The organism is Microvirga sp. HS2 (assembly GCF_055792805.1).
This window is the reverse complement of record NZ_JBVVAJ010000083.1, coordinates 1-2,530: the sequence shown is the minus strand read 5'-3', so window position 1 is coordinate 2,530 and position 2,530 is coordinate 1. Positions and strand designations below refer to the sequence as shown.

At 57.3% G+C, this 2,530-nt stretch carries 1 protein-coding gene; it reads right to left on the bottom strand.

Going from position 1 to position 2,530, the window contains the following annotated elements; all coding sequences use genetic code 11:
* Window positions 1-120: 120 nt before the first annotated feature.
* Window positions 121-2,530, bottom strand: a 2,410-nt coding sequence (locus ACS5Q0_RS27365; RefSeq protein WP_473129770.1) for a calcium-binding protein, incomplete at its 5' end; no start/stop codon positions are given.

The following is a 2,530-nucleotide window of genomic DNA, read 5'->3' as shown; positions in this document are numbered from 1 at the left end:
TGTTCGTCCCGGCCATGTCGGTGCGAGCAGCGCCCAACCCTCAACCAACTGCGTCATCCGTGCTGGCGGAAAGGCCATCACTCCATTAACATTCCAACCGGACCCCTCCATGGGGGCGGATCATTGCGAGAAGACGGTAGCGGCAATGCCCGTCGTCCGATTTTCTTCGATGGCTGCCACGGTGCCCGACCTGACCGCCGGAGCAAGAGCCACATAGTTCAAGCTTCCTAAGCCCGGTGTGATATCGACCAGTTCGACATTGGCGAGGTTGCGGGCATCGTAATTCATGACCCGGATAACGGCTCTATCTTGGGCACCGCTTCCGGCAATGCTGGACTCCCGAATGATATCGCCGCGGTTGTCGACATAGTACGTGTCGTTCCCGTCGCCGCCTACCATTGTATCGGCACCAGTCCCACCATCGAGTATGTTGTCGTTGCCGTTACCTGTGAGCTGATTGTTGCTCGCATTGCCTGTGAGATTGATCGCAGCACTCCCTTGGGCGATGGCATGTTCGATGAACGTATGAACCGAGAGATCGATGGTGAGGTTCGTGTAAACCGTATCCGTTCCGCTGTTATTGGGATCAACGCCATCTTCTAGGAGTATGCGGTCGCCGGGATCATCGACCCAATACACATCGTCACCAATGTTGTCGTACATCCAATCGGCGCCGCGGCCTCCATCCAGAGTGTCGTCACCAAAACCGCCGTAAAGGGTATCATCTTCGGTGCCGCCAAAAATCGAGTCGTTACTGTTGCCGCCATGGAGCCAGTCCCGTCCCGCGCCTCCATCGATAGTATCATCGCCATCATTCCCAATAAGAATGTTTCCAATGCCGTTACCGATAAGCTTGCTGCTCAGGACAGCGCCATACAGTATGTTCACACCCACAAGAGTGTCGGTGTTGAGACCTTTCTTGACGACGCCGGTCGCAAGGTTCGCTTCGATCCCCGTATTGCGGATTTGCGAATAATCGACGATGTTCCCGCTGAAGCTGTCGTTGCCTCCTGAGGCGTACATAATGGAATTCACGTTGTTAGTAGAGAAGGAGTCGTTACCCGCACCGCCTCTGAACGTGTCCGTGCCGCCGCCGCCTGAGAAGGAAGAGCCCGTATCGCCAGCGATGAACTCATCATTTCCGACGCCGCCGGTGACGGATCTTACATTCTCCAGCCGGTCGACTTCGCCATTATCGGTGCGAGTAACCGTTCCGGTGCGGAGATCGACGATCCAACGGAATGGTTCATTCACATTGGAATAACTGACATGCCCCCCTCTGAAGAGATCGTTTCCACGTCCACCGGTTAGTGCGTCGTTCGAGCCGCCCTCCAGCGTATCATCACCGTCTCCACCGTCGAGGACGTCCTGGACTCCGTCATCGAAGCCTTTGCTCCCGTAGAGCCAGTCATTTCCTCCATAACCTTGGAGACGATCAGAACCGTCGCCGCCATCGAGGGTATCGCCCACAAGGGCATCTCCTCCGTCAATGCTATCACTGCCGCCCTGCCCTTCGATGTAATATCCCTGACCTAGGGTGCCCCGCGCGTAAAAATGGTCGCTCATCGCAGTGCCGACGAACTTTTCGATTCCGAAGAAACTGTCGACAGCTTCATAGGTGTCGACACCAGTCATCGGCGCCAAGGTCACAAGGCCGGTCGACACGACCACATCCCAAGTAAAGGGAGACAGGTTGAGTTTAACGCTACGTCCGCCGTCCTCGATTAGGTATGTCACGGTGTCGGTATTGTTGCCGCCATCGAACGTGTCATTTCCCCTCCATCCGGTGAGCACATCGTCCCCATCCTCACCGTTGATCCTGTCACTGTATATTGAGCCGATGACAGTGTCTTTTCCCGCCTGAGCATTGAACACGTAAGGGCCGAAAAGAGTAAACGGCAGACCTCTTCCATCTACGTTGTTGTCTAAGGTATCAAATCCATTCACGTTAACGGACTGGGTGCTCATCCCCCCACCGTCGCCCTCGTCTGTCGCTCCTATTACAGCGAACGTGCCAAGAGAACCCTCATCCGCAGCCGCAGGATCCGAAGACGCGACGAAACCGCTTGCGGTTGGAGCGTGGAAGACATGCGACCGGGAGCCCGCATCGACCGACATCGCTGCGAGCGCATCCATGGCGATCTCGACGGCCGTCTTCGATGAAGCATCCATCTTTGCCACGGTGATGACCGGGCTGACGGCCCCACTATGAAGGTCCAACTCGCGTGCCTTCAGGATGGGCGCGTGGCCCTTCCTGTTCGTGGTCCAGGCCGCCACGATGTGCCCGTCCTCGCGCTGCGCCGCTCCCGCGAAGATTGCGGAGCGCGCCTTTTCCTCGGCGATGAGGAGGGGCTTGTGGCCCGATTTGGGGGATCCGTCCGCATCGACGATCTGACCGATGATCTGCTGATCCGCCCCCATGGAGGGGTCCGGTTGGAATGTTAATGGAGTGATGGCCTTTCCGCCAGCACGGATGACGCAGTTGGTTGAGGGTTGGGCGCTGCTCGCACCGACATGGCCGGGACGAACA